Raw genomic sequence first — 320 nt, 5'->3', positions numbered from 1 at the left:
CAGGAAGGTAGGGTAAGCGCGCTGATGGATATGCGCGTCCAAGCAGTTAGGCTGACAAGTAGGCAAATCCGCTTGTCATAAAGGCTGAGCTGTGATGGCGAGGGAAATATTAGTACCGAAGTTCCTGATCCTACACTGCCAAGAAAAGCCTCTAGCGAGGTGACTGGTGCCCGTACCGCAAACCGACACAGGTAGGCGGGAAGAGAATTCTAAGACGCGCGGGAGAACTCTCGTTAAGGAACTCGGCAAAATGACCCCGTAACTTCGGGAGAAGGGGTGCTCTATTAGGGTTTACGCCCGAGAGAGCCGCAGTGAATAGG

Annotated in this window: 1 rRNA gene; it reads left to right on the top strand. The window is 53.4% G+C overall.

Annotated features, from left to right (window positions below):
- Window positions 1–320: ribosomal RNA gene (locus AOA60_RS08180) — 23S ribosomal RNA — on the top strand; the annotation flags it as partial.

The organism is Pseudomonas sp. 2822-17 (assembly GCF_002742485.1).
Classification (GTDB): Bacteria; Pseudomonadota; Gammaproteobacteria; order Pseudomonadales; family Pseudomonadaceae; genus Aquipseudomonas; species Aquipseudomonas cyclaminis.
This window is presented reverse-complemented; position numbering and strand designations above follow the sequence as displayed.